The organism is Methylotenera sp. (assembly GCF_036401095.1).
Classification (GTDB): domain Bacteria; phylum Pseudomonadota; class Gammaproteobacteria; order Burkholderiales; family Methylophilaceae; genus Methylotenera.
Genome location: NZ_DASWWA010000003.1, coordinates 290,611 through 308,943, shown reverse-complemented (window position 1 = coordinate 308,943; position 18,333 = coordinate 290,611). Strand labels below are relative to the sequence as shown.

The following is an 18,333-nucleotide window of genomic DNA, read 5'->3' as shown; positions in this document are numbered from 1 at the left end:
ACTCCCCTAGCTTAAAACATACTGCATACTCATGAACTTTGATCTGATTTTAACTTTTTTGGCACTAGGTGCCTTTGTTGGTTTAGCTGCTGGCCTATTGGGTATTGGCGGTGGCGGCGTGATGGTACCAATGCTGACTGCTATATTTTTAAGCCAAAACGTGCCTACCGATCAAGTCGTACACTTAGCCTTGGGCACATCAATGGCATGCATCATGGTGACCTCTTTATCAAGCCTGCGTGCTCATCATGCCAATGGTGCCGTGGTTTGGCCGCTGGTTAAGCTCATGGTATTAGGGGTAGTGTTAGGTACTTTCTCAGCCACTTTTATTGCATCAATGATTAGCTCAAAAGCATTAGCCATATTTTTCGCCTGCTTCATGGGCTACGTAGCCATTCAAATGTTCTCTAATTCAAAATCAGGCCAACACACCAGCACCAGTACACACCACGCAATCAACAGAGTTGAGCTTGTGCTGGCATCTATCGGTATTGGCTCTATCTCTGCGATTGTTTCTATCGGTGGTGGCTCAATTACCGTACCCTACCTTACTTGGCGCAAGGTTGATATCAAAAAAGCCATTGGCACATCAGCGGCCATTGGCTTCCCGTTATCCATTGCAGGCAGCGTTGGTTATCTCTTAAGCGGATGGTCTCATGCAGCACCAATTCCGTTTACTTACGGTTTTATTAATTTGCCTGCGGTTTTGGTTATTTCCATCACTAGTTTCTTTACTGCACCCATCGGCGCTAACCTGACGCAAAAATTGCCAGTTACTACGCTTAAAAAGATCTTTGCATTACTACTGGCAACATTAAGCCTGAAAATGCTTTGGAACTTGCAATTATTGCCGTGTTGCAATTTTTAACGCCAATCCTGCCGCCTGTTTTGGCATATAATCTATATCTCATATTATTGCTTTTGCTAACGTTTTCATGCGCAATCACTTTGACGTCATTATTATCGGTGCGGGCCCCAGTGGCCTATCTGCAGCGGCACGTGCGGCTGAGCAAAAGCTTTCCTATCTGCTATTAGAAGCAACCGAAGCAGCCGCTAATACCATACGTAATTACCAGCGCCGTAAATTAGTGATGGCGGAGCCACGCGGCTTGCCGTTACGTAGCCCACTACCATTTGCGGCGTCACTGCGTGAGTCTGTACTCAACTCATGGGAAAACGTGATTGCCGACTACCAAATCAATATTCGCTACAACTCAAAGGTTGTTGCAATTACACGTGATGTAGCTGGCAAAAAACCAGAGGCTTTAAAGGTTGAACTTGGTGACGGTAGCCTATTTACTGCCGACCATGTCATCTTAGCCATTGGCGTACAAGGCAACTTACGTAAACTGGAAATCCCCGGTGGCGACCTACCGCAGGTACAGTACCAGTTAGATGACCCAGAAGCCTACCAAAATGAAACAATCGTTGTTATTGGTGGTGGTGATACCGGTGTAGAAAATGCGCTAGCGTTGACCGGGCGCAATCAAGTGATTGTATTAAACCGTGCCGAAGACTTTAGTAATTGTAAGGAAAGCAACCTTACACAACTTACAGAAGCAAGACAAAGAGGCGCCCTAGACTGGTTATTAGAAACCCGGCCGCAATCAATTGAAGCTAATACTAAAGGCGAGTTCCCCGTTACATTGTTTGCGGAGACACCCAAGGGGATAGAACGCATCCCCTGCCATCGGATTATTGCACGTCTTGGTGCACTCCCATCCAGACCTTTGCTGGAGAGCTTTGGCGTCGCGTTCCCTACCGCAGACTTAGCCGCCCTGCCCGTATTGACACCACGTTACGAATCTAATGTGCCTGGCTTATACATCATAGGTGCGCTTGCCGGTTACCCATTAATTAAACAGGGCATTAACCAAGGCTACGAAGTCATTGAGCACATTATAGGCAACCCGGTTGAAGCAGCGGATACAGCGCTACTGCGTGAAAAGTTTGCCAGCTTTTGCTCTGACCGCGGTATTGAAGATGTGCTGGATAAAATTCAACGAAGCGTGCCTTTATTGCGCCTACTCAACTCTTTGCAATTAAGAGAGCTGATTCTGGAAAGCAATATTTTACTGCCGGCACCCGGCGATATTATCTTTGAGCGTAACGACTACAGCACCTCCTTCTTTTTTGTCATCGAAGGTGAACTTGAAATGTTCATCGATGAAGATGATATTGCAGATGACTCGTTCAAAAGCGGTGAGTTTTTTGGTGAAATGGGACTTTTATCTGGGCGGCGTAGAATTGCCACAGTGAGGGCAACAACCTCGTGCGCGCTGATTGAAACGCCGCGCCGTGTTATCTTGAAGCTTATCAACTCAGTGCAGGCAATGCGCAGAACGCTGGATGAAGTCGCAATCAAGCGTATCGTACATGCATGCATTGGCCTATCGTTAAGTGAAGATGATCTCAACGACTTAGCAACACATGCGGTGATTAAACAATACGCTGCAGGTGAAGAGTTGTTTCATGAAGGCGATGAAGCAGACGGACTGTACCTGATTCGACGTGGCTCCGTCACAGTTTCACGCATGATGACAGGCCGCGAGGTAGTTTTATTCTATGTAGCAGCTGGCAATTATGTGGGTGAAATGTCACTGATCTCCGGTGAACCCCGTTATGCTACAGTGCGAGCAGCTATTGCAACTGAGGCAATTTTGATTGATGTAGGACGCATGCAAGGCATCATCGCACGCAATCCTGAAGTGCGTTCATCATTAGATGCTCGTTACTTACAACATCTGCAAGAGCAGGAAAAAAGGCAGCAATTAGAAACTTCTTCAGATAGCAGCAGTGGTTTTTCAAATCAATCTGCGCAGTCCAGCCTCATCTCATTTTTGATCCAGCAAGGTGTGGGTGAAGCAACGGACGTTTTATTGATTGATGAATCACTCTGCGTGCGCTGCAACCATTGCGAGCAGGCATGTGCAGACACGCATGGCGGCGCAACACGGTTAGACCGCGACACAGGCCCTATTTACGCCAACATTCGCGTCCCTACCTCTTGCCGCCATTGTGAACACCCCCATTGCATGAAGGATTGCCCGCCAGACGCTATCCATCGTGCACCGCATGGCGAAGTTTATATCGATGATAGCTGCATTGGCTGCGGCAACTGCCAGCAAAACTGCCCATACGATGTGATTCAAATGGCAGTGATTCAAGACCAGCCAGAGCAGAGTTTATGGCAAATGCTATTAGGGATTCAACCTAAGCAGGTTGCCTCTACAAACAATACCAAAGTCGCAGTTAAGTGTGACATGTGTAAAGATATTGCCGATGGGCCGGTATGCGTGCGCGCCTGTCCGGTTGGCGCTGCCTTGCGGGTAAACCCAGAGCAGCTTTTAGGCTATGCAAGTAACAACGTCGCGGACGAACACCACATACTAGGGTTTGATGATGCATAGAGGGAACGCTTAATGCAACAAAGCAATATGTTTGACTATAAAAACTATCGCTACTTCAAAATAGCGGTCGTAGTTATCTTAATTGCATTAGCTGCTTTTTTGTTTTTTGAACCCGCGGTCGGTCATTACGGCGGTAGCTGGTTAGGTTATACATTAGGCACCATCTCTGCATGCATGGTGTTATGGATGACATGGTATGGCATCAGAAAACGACGCTACCGCGGTACTGGGGCCACTCAAGGCTGGCTATCCGCCCATATCTACCTAGGCACTGCACTCACCTTTATTGTCACCCTGCACAGCGGCTTTAATTTTGGGCTAGATGTTCACACCCTAGCTTATACCCTGCTGCTCATCGTAGTTGCCAGTGGTTTTTTTGGTAATTACACCTACATGATTTACCCACGCAAGATGACAGAAAACATGGGAGAGGACAGCTTAGATGGCCTGCTATTAAGAATTGCAGAGGCTGATAAGCTAGCACGTAAGATTGCACTGCTGATGCCGGATGAAATTAACAACACTGTACTGCGTGCATGCCGTGAAACCTCCATTGGCCTGAGCTTAATTGATCAACTGAGCGGCTTTCAGCCCAACTGCCCTTCTGCAAAAGCCGTGCAAGAGCTCACGGCATTAGGAAAGGATTTAGCAGTAGACCAACGTAAACTATACCGCGAACTATATTCAATTATGGTACGCCGTGAATCATTAGTAAGACGCGCACGCCAAGACCTTATGTACCGCGCCAGACTTGGTATATGGCTATACTTGCATGTGCCGTTTACCGTAGGTTTATTAGTCGCCATGCTCGCACATATTGTTGCAGTATTTGTTTACTGGTAATGGCAAACTTAACACTACCCATCTAAATGCATTTGAAATAACAAAAATAATGCCGGGCAAAGCAAAAACAGATGAATAGAACTCTTTATGATTAATTGTTTGTTAATAAAAATCACCACTAACTCGCGCGGGCTACCGGTACGCAATTATCGTACTATCCATGCAACAGAGTTAATGATTGGCCGTGGCGCAGAGTGCACAGTTCACCTTGCGGACCCGCGCATTGCCATGCATCACGCCGTGATTAAAGAGTTAGAAGATGGCCACATTTACATTGTCAGCCTGAATGGTGAAGTTGAGGTTGAGGGTGCGATGCTGCAAAACGTCAAGCTCACTCCCGGCAAAAAGATCATGATAGGCCCATATCAGCTCAATGTAGAACCTGCGCCTCCTGATGTTAATTTATCAATATCCCTCACGCTCACACAACCGCTGCCTGATGATTACCAAGACCTGAAAGCACGCACGCATGACCCTTTGCCTAATGCTTTTAAATTCAAATGGCGTTTATCCATGTGGCTGGCAGCACTGATTGCCTTAACATTTTTGCTATTACCTCTCGCGCAAAACTTAATACCACCGCTGCAAACGTCCATGTCCACACTCCCCTTCGGCTTTGACCGTATATGGAGCCCTGGCCGCATCTCAACTGCGCATCGTCACTTTGGCTCACAATGCTTTAACTGCCATCAGGCACCGCTCAAAAAAGTATCAGATCAAGCCTGTGTCCACTGCCATCAGGACACGGCACCTCACATTGCAGACCCTGAACTGCAAAAACGTTCACTCAAAGCCGCACACCGCTTTGTTGGCAGCATGCGCTGCGCAGAGTGTCACCAAGAGCACAAAGCACCGCATCCACTAGCGCGTCAAGATAACAATATGTGCATTAAATGTCATGGTGCAATCAGAACCATAGACCGAGAGACCAAACTCCCGAATATCCGTGACTTTGAGAAACAGCACCCTGATTTTAAGCTGAGCTTTAAAACCGGACCAAACGTCAAAGATGTAGTGCGCATACCGCAATCAGACAAGGCTAAACTCATAGAGAACTCAGGGTTAAAATTCCCGCATAATCAACATGTTGGAAAAGTACAAGGCCCTAATGGGATTTGGGATGTACGTGAGCTTGCCTGCACCAGCTGCCATCAGGCCGAAGGTAAAGAAATGCGCTTTAAAGCGCTCTCTTACAAAAACAACTGTAGCACCTGCCATACAGGTGAGCTGCAAATTGGCCCTAAAGACAACAAGCTGACCTTACCACATGGCGATGAGCAAAACATGTTCAACTCACTCAAGCTATACGCACCAAAAGAGTTTGACCGCTATTCAGATCAGCTCAAAAACAGTGGCTGCGCATATTGTCATGAAGTACAGAAAACCCAACAAGGCGATAAAATGCCTTGGAAAACTGCCCCCTTGCATCTGAACAATGACTGGCTCAGCAAGGCCCAGTTTAACCATGCGGCACATAGAACACAGCAATGCAACACCTGTCATAAGGTGGAAGACTCAATGACTAGCGCAGATGTTGCGATCCCCGACCGGCAGTCTTGTTTACTCTGCCATTCAGGCAACACACAAAAACATAAGCGGATTGCAAGTAGTTGCATGTCTTGCCATACCTTCCATAATGCACACCAAGGTTATGATCTCATTACCGGCGCTAAAGTTGATTCCAAAGATATAGATCACTTAAACGCATTACCTAACGGCAGCAAATAGCCGTAGGTATTAACACAAAATTTAAACTTATTATTCTTAAATAATTATGACTGTAGAAAAAGTAGATGTACTTCTGGTAGGTGGCGGCGTCATGAGTGCGACTTTAGCCACATTACTCAATGAGCTAGACCCATCAATGCACATGATGATGGTAGAACGCCTGCCTTCGATTGCAACTGAAAGTACAGATGCCTGGAACAACGCCGGTACGGGCCATGCTGGCTATTGCGAGTTAAACTACACGCCAATAGATGATGCTGGCAATATCAGCATTAATCGTGCACTGGCAATCAATGCCTCTTTTGAAGTCTCATTACAGTTATGGGCAAGCTTGGTAGAAAAAAATGCACTGCCAGAACCTGCCAAGTTTATTAATAAAACACCCCACCTTAGTTTTGTCTGGGGCGAAGAAAATGTAGCGTTTTTACGCAAACGCCACCGCCAGTTGCAGGAGCATCCGTTATTTAAGGACATGGAGTTCAGTGATAACGTAGCACAACTCACAGAGTGGATGCCACTGATGATGCAACAACGTACAGACGATGAAAAAGTCGCGGCAACCCGCGTCAGCTATGGTTCAGATGTTGATTTTGGCTCACTCACACGTGAGCTGGTTAAACACTTACAGCAAGCACCCAACTTCCAATTAAATGTCAGCACTGAAGTAACGGGCCTTAAACAGTTAGATAACGGCCGCTGGCTAGTCAACATCAAAGACCTCAGCACCAAGAAACACAAAAAAATTGAAGCAGGCTTTGTGTTTCTAGGTGCTGGTGGCGGTGCATTAAAGCTACTGCAAAAATCAGGCATCCCAGAAAGCCAAGGTTACGGCGGTTTTCCAGTAAGTGGCCAATGGCTAGTATGCAACAATCCTGAAATCATTAAGCAACATAACAGCAAGGTATACGGCAAAGCCGCAATTGGCGCGCCACCGATGTCAGTCCCACATTTAGACACACGCATTATCAACGGTAAACCAGCCTTACTATTTGGGCCATATGCAGGGTTTACCACCAAGTTTTTGAAAAAAGGCTCTTATCTAGATTTATTCAAGTCTGTTAAACCTAACAATTTAAAGTCTTTACTAGGTGCTGGCAGACACAATATGGATTTGACGCGTTATTTGATTGGTGAAGCGCTGCAAAAGCATTCATCACGCGTCACTACCCTGCGCGAGTTTTACCCGCTAGCCGCTGATGCAGATTGGCACTTAGAAAGCGCAGGCAAGCGTGTACAAATTATCAAGCAATGTGATGAAAAAGGCGGGAAACTAGAGTTCGGTACAGAAATCGTTGCCGCAAAAGATGGCAGCATTGCTGGGCTATTAGGTGCTTCACCAGGGGCTTCAGTCTCGGTTCAGGCAATGATTAATGTCATCGAACGCTGCTTTTCAGAAAAAATTAAAACCGAGCAATGGCACAGCAGAATTAAAGCATTAATCCCCAGCTATGGTGAGTCATTAATCGATGATAGTCAGTTGTTAGCACAAGTACGTAACCGTACCTTACAAGTGCTGGATTTACGCTAACCTAAGCGCAAATCGAAGGTTTTTACAAAATACTTAACAAAAAAAAGCAACAGGGCTGTGATTACCTAATCACAGCCCTGTTGCTTTATGTCATGCGCTATACAAGGTATAGCAATCTAGTGTTAGCCGGCTAAACTTCTTTGGCGCCTTACTTCATACAGGCAAATACCGCTCGCCACGCTCACGTTCAAGCTCTGCACAGAACCAAACATTGGAATCGTCATCAGCGCATCGCATGTTTCTGCAGTCAAACGACGCATGCCGTCACCCTCTGCACCTAAAACAACAGCAATTGGGCCATTCAACTTAGTGTTTAATAGAGTGCTAGGCGCATCCATTGTAGTACCAACCACAAACACACCAGCCTCTTTTAATTCACGAATCGTTCTAGCAAGATTGGTTACTGCAATAAAAGGCACCGTTTCAGCTGCGCCACAGGCCACTTTACGCACGGTAGCATTAAGCCCTGCCGCTCTATCTTTAGGCGCAATTACCGCATGTACACCCATGGCATCAGCCACACGTAAACAAGCACCTAAGTTATGCGGGTCTTCTACGCCATCTAAAATCAAAAAGAATGCAGGTTCAGATAAATCTGATTCTAAAATATCATGAATATCTTTGTATGGGATTGGTGTATCCACAACGCGAGCAATCACACCCTGATGGCGACCGTTCAGCCCTGCCATACCATCCAGACGGCTGCGCTCAACTTGCATTGTGCGCACGCCAGATGCTTCTGCCATGCTCAGCAAGTCTTTCATACGTGCATCAATACGGTCACGGTCAATTAAAATCTCTTGTACGCTAGCACTGTGCTGGCGCAATCGGCTTAATACTGCATGAAAGCCAAATAAAATACGGGCGTCACTCATTTTTTTACCTTACGTTTTGTAGCTGCTTTACTTGCCACTTTTTTGGGTTTACTGGTTTTAGTTTTATTTTTTGGTTTAGGTGTGGCTTTAGATGCACTCTCAGGTTTATCCGAAAAACCTACTTTAGGACCACGCTTAGGCTTTTTACCAAACGGATCGCCAAATTTCACATTATCAGCTTTTGGGCTTTGTGCACCTGCCCCTTCAAATTTAGGACTGGATTTTACAGCAGATTGCGTACGAGCACTTGATTTATTCACGCCAACGCTTACTTTTGAAGAAACATTAGATTCACCATCTAATTCGTTGTTTTTATTCACTAAAGTAAAATCTATCTTCGTAGTTTCTAAATCCACGCGCACAACTTTAATGGTTAACCGATCACCCAAACGATAACGCACACCAGTACGCTCGCCAGCCATCTCATGGCGCGCTTTGTCATAGATAAAATAATCATTACCTAACTCTGTTACGTGTAACAAACCTTCAACATATACGCCATCTAATGCCACAAATAAGCCAAAGCTAGTCACACCGGCAACAGTGCCTTCAAACACTTCACCAATCTTGTCTTGCATATAAAAGCATTTCAGCCAATTAGTCACATCACGTGTAGCGTCATCTGCACGGCGCTCAGTCATTGAGCACTGTTCACCCAAGCTATTCCAATCTCCAGCTTTGTAGCGCTCTCCATTCAGCACCGCTTTAATTGCACGATGAATCAATAAATCCGGATAACGACGAATCGGAGAGGTAAAGTGCGCATACGCCTCATAAGCCAAACCAAAGTGACCAACATTGTCTGGGCTGTACACCGCCTGCTGCATTGAGCGCAATAGTACTGTTTGCAACAGCTGAGCATCTGGGCGGTCTTTAATACGCGCTAACAGCTTGCCATAGTCTTTAGCATGCGGAGAATCACCACCACCCACGCCAAAACCAAACTCGCCCATAAATGTACGCAAAAGCTCTAGTTTTTCAGGGGTTGGGCCTTCGTGTATGCGGTACAACGCAGGATGTTCATGTTTCTTCAGGAACTCAGCAGCACACACATTTGCTGCAAGCATGCACTCCTCAATCAGCTTATGTGCTTCATTACGTGTACTAGGTTCAATACGTTCAATCTTGCCTTGATCATTAAAGATCATAATGGTCTCAGAAGACTCAAATTCAATCGCGCCACGTTTTTCGCGCTGCGCCTGTAATAACTGATACACACTATTCAAATGCTGTAAATGTGGCATTAACCAAGTGTATTCCTGCGCCAGCTCCCCTTCCGGGTTTTGCAGTATTTCAAACACTTTGTTGTAAGTCATGCGTGCTTTTGATCGCATCACAGATGGGTAAAACTTATACTGTTTTACAATACCTGCACCATCCAACTGCATATCGCAAATCATACATAGGCGTTCTACATCCGGATTAAGTGAGCACAAGCCATTCGACAAGGCTTCAGGCAGCATAGGAATTACACGACGTGGGAAGTAAACTGAATTGCCACGCTCCAGCGCACCTTTATCTAATGCATCATGCGGCTTTACATAGAAGCTAACATCCGCAATTGCCACTACTAAACGCCAGCCCTTACCATGAGGCTCGGCATAAACCGCATCATCGAAGTCACGTGCTGTTTCGCCATCAATCGTAATCAATGGCATTTCTCGGCAATCAATACGGCCTTTGTAATCTTCTGGCTGCACTAGCTTAGGGTAAGACTCGGCTAAGCTGATAGCCTCTGCGGTAAACTGATACGGCAGATTATGCTTACGTAATGCAATTTCAATCTCCATGCCACTATCAGCATAATTACCCAAAATTTCAACTACCTTACCCATAGGCTGCGCATGAGACGAAGGCTGCTCTGTGAGCTCTACCATCACTACTTGACCAGGCTTAGCCTGCATATCTAAATGATAGGGAATCAAGATATCCAAGTTAATGCGCTTATCTTCCGCAGCTACAATTGTCACACCAGCTGTGCGAATTACACGTCCGACTAAGCGTTGTGTTCTACGTTCCAGCACCTCTACAATTTTGCCTTCAGGACGACCCCTTCTATCCAAGCCACTCATGCGCACCATGGCACGGTCACCATGCATTACTTGCGACATCTCTTTAGGGCTTAAGAATAAATCTTCGCTCTTGGTTTTATCATCTGGAATCAAAAAACCAAAACCATCAGGGTGACCTTGAATAACACCGGCGATTAAATCCAACTTATCGGCAATACAAAGCGCACCTTTTCTATTTTTAATAATCTGACCTTCACGCTCCATCGCATTTAGTCGTCTATTAAAAACTTCGCGCTCAGCATCACTGATGTCCAGCAGCAAGTACAATTGCTCCACACTTAATGGCACACCTTGATCGCTCATTGTGCTAAGAATCAGTTCACGGCTAGGGAGCGGAGTTTCGTAGCGGCTGGCCTCACGCGCTGCATGAGGGTCATTACTTCTTTTACTTTTGTGAGTATTTTTATGGTTTGTCATTGACAAAGCTTACCTTTAATATAAAATTCAACGCCTTGATTTGCTAAGTATTTATGGTAGCAAATGCCCAGATGGCGGAATTGGTAGACGCGCTAGTTTCAGGTACTAGTATCGAAAGATGTGGAGATTCGAGTTCTCTTCTGGGCACCATCGTATTTATCCAACCACAAGCCGCTGTTGGGCTTGCAATCTAATCATTACAATCATGCCACATTGTAACGCTAACAATGATGATTGGGGCGTGAAATCAACAAAGAATCAAAAGATTCAATCAATCACGCCGGTCAAGTAGACTTTTAGTTGTAAGCCGAATGCGCACCCTGCTGCACTTGCAGTTGCTTCAGTTTAGTTGCAGGCACATTTGCCAACAACGCCACAGCCTGTGCCCTGCGCCCAATATTTAACTTCTGAAAAATTCTTTTCAGGTGGCTTTTTACTGTATTTTGGCTAATGCTCAGTATCATGCCAATTTCTTGGTTAGTTTTACCCGCTTTAATCCAAGTTATCACCTCAATCTCGCGTTCACTCAAACTCGATAAACTGACGCCATCAGTCGTTGCCAGCGCATCTAACTGCTCAAGTGGTTTAATTTTACGCAAAATATAATCAATATGCGGCATGATGAAATCCATCATCTGCACACTGATTTCTAGCTTATATTCTTTACTAAAGAATACGTATAAACATTCCTCACCGCTTCTTTGGTCTTTAACGGCATATACAAGTAGAGAGTTAATCTCATGCAATTGATCAGGGAATACTGTTTTAATTTTCTGGAAGATTGCGTTTTGACCCACTGCATCAATAACAAAACAATCACTGCCGGATGCAATCCAATATGTGTATACATCACCTAAAAATTCACCTACGCGATCTGATGCATCAATAATGCCCGATGTTCTAAGATCTTTTAGGTTAGAGGCCGCATCATAGTGTAACTGGCCATCTTGCTGCTGCCTGAGATCACCCCAAGCAGTAAGTAGCATGTCGTGTGGAATAAGCTCTGCAACACTATTTTGTAACCATACAAAATAATCTAAGTGAGTTTTAATCTGATGCGAACGCTGTATAACAGCCGTCGCTACGTTTACATATTGATTGATAGATTCTTTTTTCATGATTTGGCACCTATTCATGAGCATTTTGCTCATGTAAATAAGATTGCAAATTAGATGCCAAGAATCAAACCATTAAAAATCAATGAGTTATATAGATTATATCTTTAAAAGTAGTAAGTGTTGTTATGATGCCAACTGTAGTGTCAAAATCACAACACATTTAGCACAAAAAGGGTGAACGCGGGTGAATGATAGGGATGTCTAAAATATGACACTACATTTGCAATGCATAAATTGCCGGTAAGTTGCGCCACCAACCATAAACATCCATACCATAGCCAAAAACATACTCATTTGGCACCTCAAGACCTACAAAATCTGCCTTAATTGGTTTTTCATGATCAAGTTTTTTCTCAATCAACACAGCGGTAAGCACCTTGCTGGCTCCCAGCATCATGCATTTATCTTGAATGGCCTTTAGAGTGATACCCTCATCTAGAATATCGTCCAACAAAAGTACAGTGCGGCCAGACAAGTCCAACTTAGGTAGCGCTTTCCATTCCAGCATTTTTCCCACCGTTTTATTTTGATATCTGCTGGCATGCACATAATCAAGCTCTAATGGAAAGCTCAGCTGGGTAAGTAACTGCCCAGAAAACACAACCCCACCACCCATGACACAAATCACTACAGGGCTTGTGGATGCCAATGTGTTTGTAATGTCATTCGCCATCGTAACAATTGCAGCTTGCACAGCTTCTTTTGTATGAATGATATTTGATTTCTCTAAAAGCTTTTGGGGATGCATTGTTTCCAATTGTCGATTAACCCATAAAAAAATTACAAAAAGAAAAGGTTTAAAGCTGTAAATCTATTGAATGCAGCTCACATTAAGTCAATCATTTAAGGCACTTAAAGTGTAAATGGATATTCAAAACCATGCATAACGTTAATGCACAGTAACATGCCGTGCAGATACTGGCATGTGCGCATCAATACTGCTTAACACTTGCGGGCTGTACTCTTCTACCCAGCCAGATAGCTCAAGCTTCATTTGAGCCTCATGGGCACCGTGCAAACCTTCAATCCATACCAGTAAATTATTTACCCAGCTCAGGTTTGCAGTACGTGCTTGCGCAATTCTCAGCTTCTCATGTGGCGTTGGCATTGTCTGCTCGTCATCAGCTAGCAACTCCTCATACAGTTTCTCGCCTGGCCGCAAGCCAACATACTCGATTTTAATTTCATCTGCACTAAAGCCAGATAGCCTGATCATATCCAAAGCTAAATCCGCAATCTTTACCGGCTCCCCCATATCTAATACAAAAATCTCTCCACCTTTACCCATTAACCCAGCTTGCATCACTAGCTGCGCAGCCTCTGGTATCGACATAAAGTAACGGGTAATTTCAGGATGCGTAATCGTAATTGGGCCACCCTTAGCAATCTGCTCACGAAACTTGGGGATAACACTACCGCTACTACCTAATACATTACCAAACCGCACAATCACAAAACGAGTGCCAGTCTCACCCTGCAAGCCCTGACACACCATTTCAGCCAAACGCTTACTTGCGCCCATCACGTTGGTTGGGTTTACCGCTTTATCGGTAGAAATCAATACGAACTTAGCAACGTCATTGTCTTTACAAGCTTTGGCAATAGTATGCGTGCCAATTACATTGTTAGATAATGCCTCCCAAACGTTACCATTCTCCATCATCGGCACATGCTTGTAAGCTGCTGCATGGAACACAACCGATGGCTTATACTGCACTAATATATGGTTCATTTGAGCGCTATTTTTTATATCACTAGTCAGATAAATCAATTTAGTGGGTAAGTTTAATGCACTCAACTCCTGCTCGAGCTGATAGAGCGAGAACTCGGAAATATCTAAACAAACCAAAATATTAGGTTGATATTTTACAATCTGACGGCATAATTCAGAGCCAATAGAACCGCCTGCACCACTCACCATGACGACCTTCTGGTCAATCAGCATCTGCAAGCCTGAGCTATCAAGCTTCACAGCATCACGACCAAGCAAGTCCTCCACGTCCACCTTGCGGATTTGTGACACGCTGACCTTACCGCTCATCAAGTCATCAATCGCAGGTACGGTCATGACCTCTAGCTCAAGCGCATTTGCTAACTCAATGGCCTCTCTGCGCTTTTGGTGATGTACTGACGGCATTGCAACGATGACATACTTAACACTTAAGTACCTGCTTACCGATGCCAATTGCTCTATTGTGCCTCTAACTTTTACACCAAATATTTCACGCCCCTGCATGGTTAAATCATCATCCAGCAACGCTACCACTCTCCATTGCGTGCTACGAGCCAAGTCTTTAACCAATGCGATGGCAGCCTCACCTGCCCCCAACACAATCACTGGTTCCCCCTGCCTCAAGGTCGTGCCATATAGCACATGCTCTTTCCAAGCACGATAAGCAAAGCGGCTCCCACCCATCAGCAATATTAACAATAGCGGATCTAGCACCAACACCGAACGAGGAATCACAACATCAGTCTTGAGCATAAAAAAGAATGCAGCCAACAGCACAGCAGCAGAACTTACTGCCAAGAAAATACGCTTTAAGTCAGAAACACTGGCAAAACGCCAAACACCACGATACAAGCCAAAGCTAACAAATACGCTAACTTGCAACATCACCACCCAGCCTAGTGTGGCTAACATCTCAGATGCAAAATCAGGAGGAATTGAAAAATTAAAACGCAACAAATAAGCAACAGCCCACGCGAATGCAGCTGCAACAATATCGTGAAATATCGCTAAAATAGTACGCGGATTGGTCATTGTTCTTTTCATTTAGTAATTAATTTATCGCACATGTTAGTGTGCTCCGCCATTCTAATGCTGAATGCCATCTCTTCTTAAAACTTTTACAAAAGTTAAAACAATAATTTGCAGATCAAACCACAAAGATTGACGCTGCAAATAAGCGACATCCAAGCTTACTTTATCAGGAATTGGCAACTCATCCCGCCCGTTTATTTGGGCCCAGCCTGTTAAGCCAGGCACAAGTGAGTCCACCCCATACTGAGTACGTAAAGCAATTAAATCATCCTGATTAAATAATGCCGGGCGCGGCCCCACAAAACTCATATCCCCTTTAATAATGCTCAATAGCTGAGGCAATTCATCCAAACTAGATTTTCTTAAAAAAGAGCCAATAGGCGTCAAAAACTGCTGGGGATTGCTGAGCAAATGTGTAGCAACCGCTGGCGTATCTACTCGCATAGAGCGGAACTTAGGCATTTTAAAAATAACATTGTGACGCCCTACACGATCAGACCAATATAACGCAGGGCCTTTTGAGGTAACACGCACCATCAGCCAAACTATTGCAAACGGTAAAACAAGAGTTAATGCGGCGATCAACGCTAAACATAAATCAAATAAACGTTTCATTATTCATCAGTCACATCATTACAACACTATAAATTAGAGAGTTTAGATCAAGTGCACATTTATCATAAACACCTCACAACCCCATGCCTAAAGTTGCTACAGAGCAAAAGCCAGTTAACTATGCAAAGCAACGGCTACATCTTTAAGACCATCCTCAACACTAAACTGTGGCTCCCAATCTAGCAATTGACAGGTTTTAGTAATATCTACTTGTAAATTACCGCACAATCGTTGTGCCAAGCTTTCTTTACCTAGTATCTTTGCAGCAACTTCTAGAAAACGCTGAGGTACCGGCAGCAGCCTAGGACTTACGTCTAGGGATTGTGCACATACTTTTAATAGCTCTGTAGTGGAAAGGTCATGTCCATCAGAAACCAAAAAAACTTGATTTGCGGCTGATGGGTGGTCAATACACTTCAAAATTAAACTAATCAAGTTGCCAACATATACAAAGCTACGCTTGTTATTAATCGCACCCAAAGGCAATGGAAAACCACGTTTTACAGCCTTCATCATACTGGCAAAATTTGCTTTCACCCCACCACCATAAATCAACGGCGGCCTGATAATCACTACTTCCAATCCTGTTTCTTTAGCCAGCTTTAACAGCCCCTGCTCGGCCTCATATTTTGAAATACCGTAAGCATCCTGCGGACAGGGTATATCTGAGGCTGCAAAAGGTTTATCTACTTGCGTAAGCTCACCGTTAACCTTGATTGAACTCACAAAAATAAAACGCCTTACGCCTGCTTTCACTGCCTGACGCGCCAAGTTAAGCGTACCATCCACATTCACTTTACGAAACTCGGCCAATGGGTCTGATGCCTGATCATTCATCACATGTACACGGGCAGCCAAATGCACAATCACATCAATAGCATTAAGTGCTGTCGACCAGTCAGTAACGGCGGTTATTTCACCAATTGCAGCCATCTTAACATCTGCTTGATTATCATGTTGGCTTCGTAAGACGCCAACCACATCATACTGCTTCTTTAGCAAATCACTAACAAGCAACTTACCAACAAAACCATTTGCACCCGTTACAAGAATACTCATCGTTTTAAAGGCAATAATAAAAATAAAGCCAAGGCAACTCTATCACGCAAGCGCCTACGTAGCTTAGTTACATTTAGAATTAACCAAAGCCTGTCCACAAAGTTGTATCGCATCAATTTCTGCATAGGCAAGGAGTTGCTATATCCCAAAATACTAGCAATCAATAAAGCTTGTTCAACCAACCATCCATCACGTAACTTTTTCCAGCGTGCCAATTTTGCTTTTAATCCCACATTAGCGCCAACCACATTTTCAGCATGCTGACGGTATAACATATGTGGTGTAGGGTCTATAAACCATTTATATCCATTAGACCTAGCATAGGCGTAAATAAACCAGTCATGTAATGCTAACGATTTACATTGCACTTGGTTTGCAATTAGAAAATTTTGTATTTCTAATGCTAGTTTCTTTGTTAATACAAACGTACAGCCAGGACCTGCTGATTCAAACATATAATCATATTGTTGTTGATATTGAGCCTTATTAATTAACTTATCTCGTCCATTTGGCCAAAAAGCAACAACATTACTAGAGTAAGCATCGACATGCTGCTGATTAATTAACGTAATAGCATGATTTAACTTATCTTTAAACCAAATATCATCCTGATCACATAGCGCCACATAATCTACTTGCGAAAAATTAGCATCACGCACCAATCTAAAGAAATTAGCTGAAGCAGAACCAAATCGACCATTATTTGGCAACAAAACCACATTGAGATGACTTTTGTATGCATTTATGACATTGACGGTTCCATCAATTGATAAGTCATCAGATATATATATGTCAAAATCAACATCAACTTGGGCTAATATGGAGCTCAATTGGCGCTCTAACCAAGCCTCACCATTATAAGTGGCAAGTAATACGGCTACTCGCTTCATTTAGAATCAATTAATGTCGCAGGAATGTCACGACATGAAGAACTGACGACATCAAGCTTGCCACGAACATTCTTTAGGCCATGATAAAGACCTAAACTCATTTTTGATAAACGTTCCCATCTTGAAGGGGTAAATGTTAAAAAATACCCTGCAAACTGCACCAAACGCCAAATAAAATGTAATCTCCAGACAAATGGGATCGACACATCTCTTAACATCAAGAGAGTATTTCTAAACATGTAATAATCCCTTAAAGGAGAATGATACGAAACTTGTCGTTTGCCAAAAAACCATATTGCCTTAACTTCATCACCTAAAGAATGCTCCATGACTGCAGAAGGAACTCCAACCATGCGATAACCCATTTGCTTTGCTCTAAATGACCACTCTGTATCTACATGATCTATAAAATAATCATTGCGCATGCCACCCAATGCTTTTATTACTTCTACTGGTACCAATGTACCGGAAGATATTAAAAACATAACATCCACAACCTCAGTATCCAAGGAGGCGTTATCAGGAAACCAGCGATTAGGTACATGATTTTCTTCAATAACAAAGAAGGATTTTTTATTGCTTCGGCTATCTACATATGAAGGCCCCACCGCGGCTAAAAGAGGTGTATCCGTAGACTTTTCTTGATTTGCTTCCAATGCCGACTTCAGTTTACTTACCATGTTAGGCAAAGGAATGCTATCTTGATCCATAAGCAGCACGTGAGTAGCACCGAACCCCTCTGCCCATTGAATGCCAATATTTTGTGCGTATGCAATACCGTAGTTTTCGGCCAATTGAATATACTCAGCACTCCGTGAAATGACATTTTCCTCTAGGTTATTGCTAGAGCAGTTATCAACCACAACAATCTTATTTACTTGAGGAAGTAACGCATCAAGAAGTGCGTTAAGACAATCAACATCGGGCTCAAAAGTTATCACAACGCCTACAATATTCATTTAATTCCTGATCAACTTTACTAAATTTATTCTTGATATCAATCTAAATGCAAGT

General features: G+C 43.9%; 14 protein-coding genes and 1 tRNA gene. 6 read left to right on the top strand and 9 right to left on the bottom strand.

Annotation, left to right across the window (positions count from 1 at the left end):
• Positions 1-31: 31 nt before the first annotated feature.
• The 5 genes from VGD82_RS03235 to mqo all read left to right on the top strand — a co-directional run bounded on the left by VGD82_RS03235 (position 32) and on the right by mqo (position 7,509).
• Positions 32-868: a sulfite exporter TauE/SafE family protein gene (locus VGD82_RS03235; protein ID WP_331019019.1), complete on the top strand. Its 837-nt coding sequence runs from the start codon at positions 32-34 to the stop codon at positions 866-868.
• A 67-nt stretch (positions 869-935) separates the two neighbouring features.
• Positions 936-3,410 carry a cyclic nucleotide-binding domain-containing protein gene (locus VGD82_RS03230; RefSeq protein ID WP_331019018.1) on the top strand — a complete coding sequence of 825 codons (2,475 nt, stop codon included), beginning with the start codon at positions 936-938 and terminating at the stop codon, positions 3,408-3,410.
• A 12-nt stretch (positions 3,411-3,422) separates the two neighbouring features.
• On the top strand, positions 3,423-4,253 hold the full coding sequence (locus VGD82_RS03225; protein WP_331019017.1) for a hypothetical protein: 831 nt from the start codon (positions 3,423-3,425) through the stop codon (positions 4,251-4,253).
• Between the two features lie 87 nt (positions 4,254-4,340).
• Positions 4,341-5,981, top strand: coding sequence for a cytochrome c3 family protein (locus VGD82_RS03220; RefSeq protein WP_331019016.1), 1,641 nt, complete (start codon positions 4,341-4,343; stop codon positions 5,979-5,981).
• A 46-nt stretch (positions 5,982-6,027) separates the two neighbouring features.
• Positions 6,028-7,509 carry a malate dehydrogenase (quinone) gene (gene mqo / locus VGD82_RS03215; RefSeq protein WP_331019015.1) on the top strand — a complete coding sequence of 494 codons (1,482 nt, stop codon included), beginning with the start codon at positions 6,028-6,030 and terminating at the stop codon, positions 7,507-7,509.
• Positions 7,510-7,631: 122 nt separating this feature from the next.
• On the opposite strand, the gene rlmB is transcribed toward mqo, so the two are convergent.
• Positions 7,632-8,384: a 23S rRNA (guanosine(2251)-2'-O)-methyltransferase RlmB gene (rlmB, locus tag VGD82_RS03210; RefSeq protein ID WP_331019014.1), complete on the bottom strand. Its 753-nt coding sequence runs from the start codon at positions 8,382-8,384 to the stop codon at positions 7,632-7,634.
• Positions 8,381-10,873, bottom strand: a complete 2,493-nt coding sequence (gene rnr / locus VGD82_RS03205) for a ribonuclease R (protein ID WP_331019013.1) — start codon at positions 10,871-10,873, stop codon at positions 8,381-8,383. The genes rlmB and rnr overlap by 4 nt, the downstream gene beginning before the upstream one ends.
• A gap of 65 nt (positions 10,874-10,938) precedes the next feature.
• Here rnr and VGD82_RS03200 point away from each other — a divergent pair.
• Positions 10,939-11,023, top strand: a tRNA-Leu gene (locus VGD82_RS03200).
• Between the two features lie 146 nt (positions 11,024-11,169).
• Here VGD82_RS03200 and epsA read toward each other — a convergent pair.
• The 7 genes from epsA to VGD82_RS03165 all read right to left on the bottom strand — a co-directional run bounded on the left by epsA (position 11,170) and on the right by VGD82_RS03165 (position 18,278).
• Positions 11,170-11,991 carry an XrtB/PEP-CTERM-associated transcriptional regulator EpsA gene (gene epsA / locus VGD82_RS03195; RefSeq protein ID WP_331019012.1) on the bottom strand — a complete coding sequence of 274 codons (822 nt, stop codon included), beginning with the start codon at positions 11,989-11,991 and terminating at the stop codon, positions 11,170-11,172.
• A 214-nt stretch (positions 11,992-12,205) separates the two neighbouring features.
• Complete coding sequence (locus VGD82_RS03190) at positions 12,206-12,748, bottom strand: hypoxanthine-guanine phosphoribosyltransferase (RefSeq protein WP_331019011.1); 543 nt, start codon at positions 12,746-12,748, stop codon at positions 12,206-12,208.
• Positions 12,749-12,880: 132 nt separating this feature from the next.
• Positions 12,881-14,767: a nucleoside-diphosphate sugar epimerase/dehydratase gene (locus VGD82_RS03185; RefSeq protein ID WP_331019010.1), complete on the bottom strand. Its 1,887-nt coding sequence runs from the start codon at positions 14,765-14,767 to the stop codon at positions 12,881-12,883.
• Positions 14,768-14,809: 42 nt separating this feature from the next.
• Positions 14,810-15,370, bottom strand: a complete 561-nt coding sequence (locus VGD82_RS03180; protein ID WP_331019009.1) for a sugar transferase — start codon at positions 15,368-15,370, stop codon at positions 14,810-14,812.
• A gap of 114 nt (positions 15,371-15,484) precedes the next feature.
• Positions 15,485-16,429, bottom strand: a complete 945-nt coding sequence (locus VGD82_RS03175; RefSeq protein ID WP_331019008.1) for an SDR family oxidoreductase — start codon at positions 16,427-16,429, stop codon at positions 15,485-15,487.
• A complete protein-coding gene (locus tag VGD82_RS03170) occupies positions 16,426-17,319 on the bottom strand; it encodes a glycosyltransferase (protein ID WP_331019007.1) in 894 nt (297 codons plus the stop codon). The genes VGD82_RS03175 and VGD82_RS03170 overlap by 4 nt, the downstream gene beginning before the upstream one ends.
• Complete coding sequence (locus tag VGD82_RS03165) at positions 17,316-18,278, bottom strand: glycosyltransferase family 2 protein (RefSeq protein ID WP_331019006.1); 963 nt, start codon at positions 18,276-18,278, stop codon at positions 17,316-17,318. The genes VGD82_RS03170 and VGD82_RS03165 overlap by 4 nt, the downstream gene beginning before the upstream one ends.
• Between the last annotated feature and the right edge of the window lie 55 nt (positions 18,279-18,333).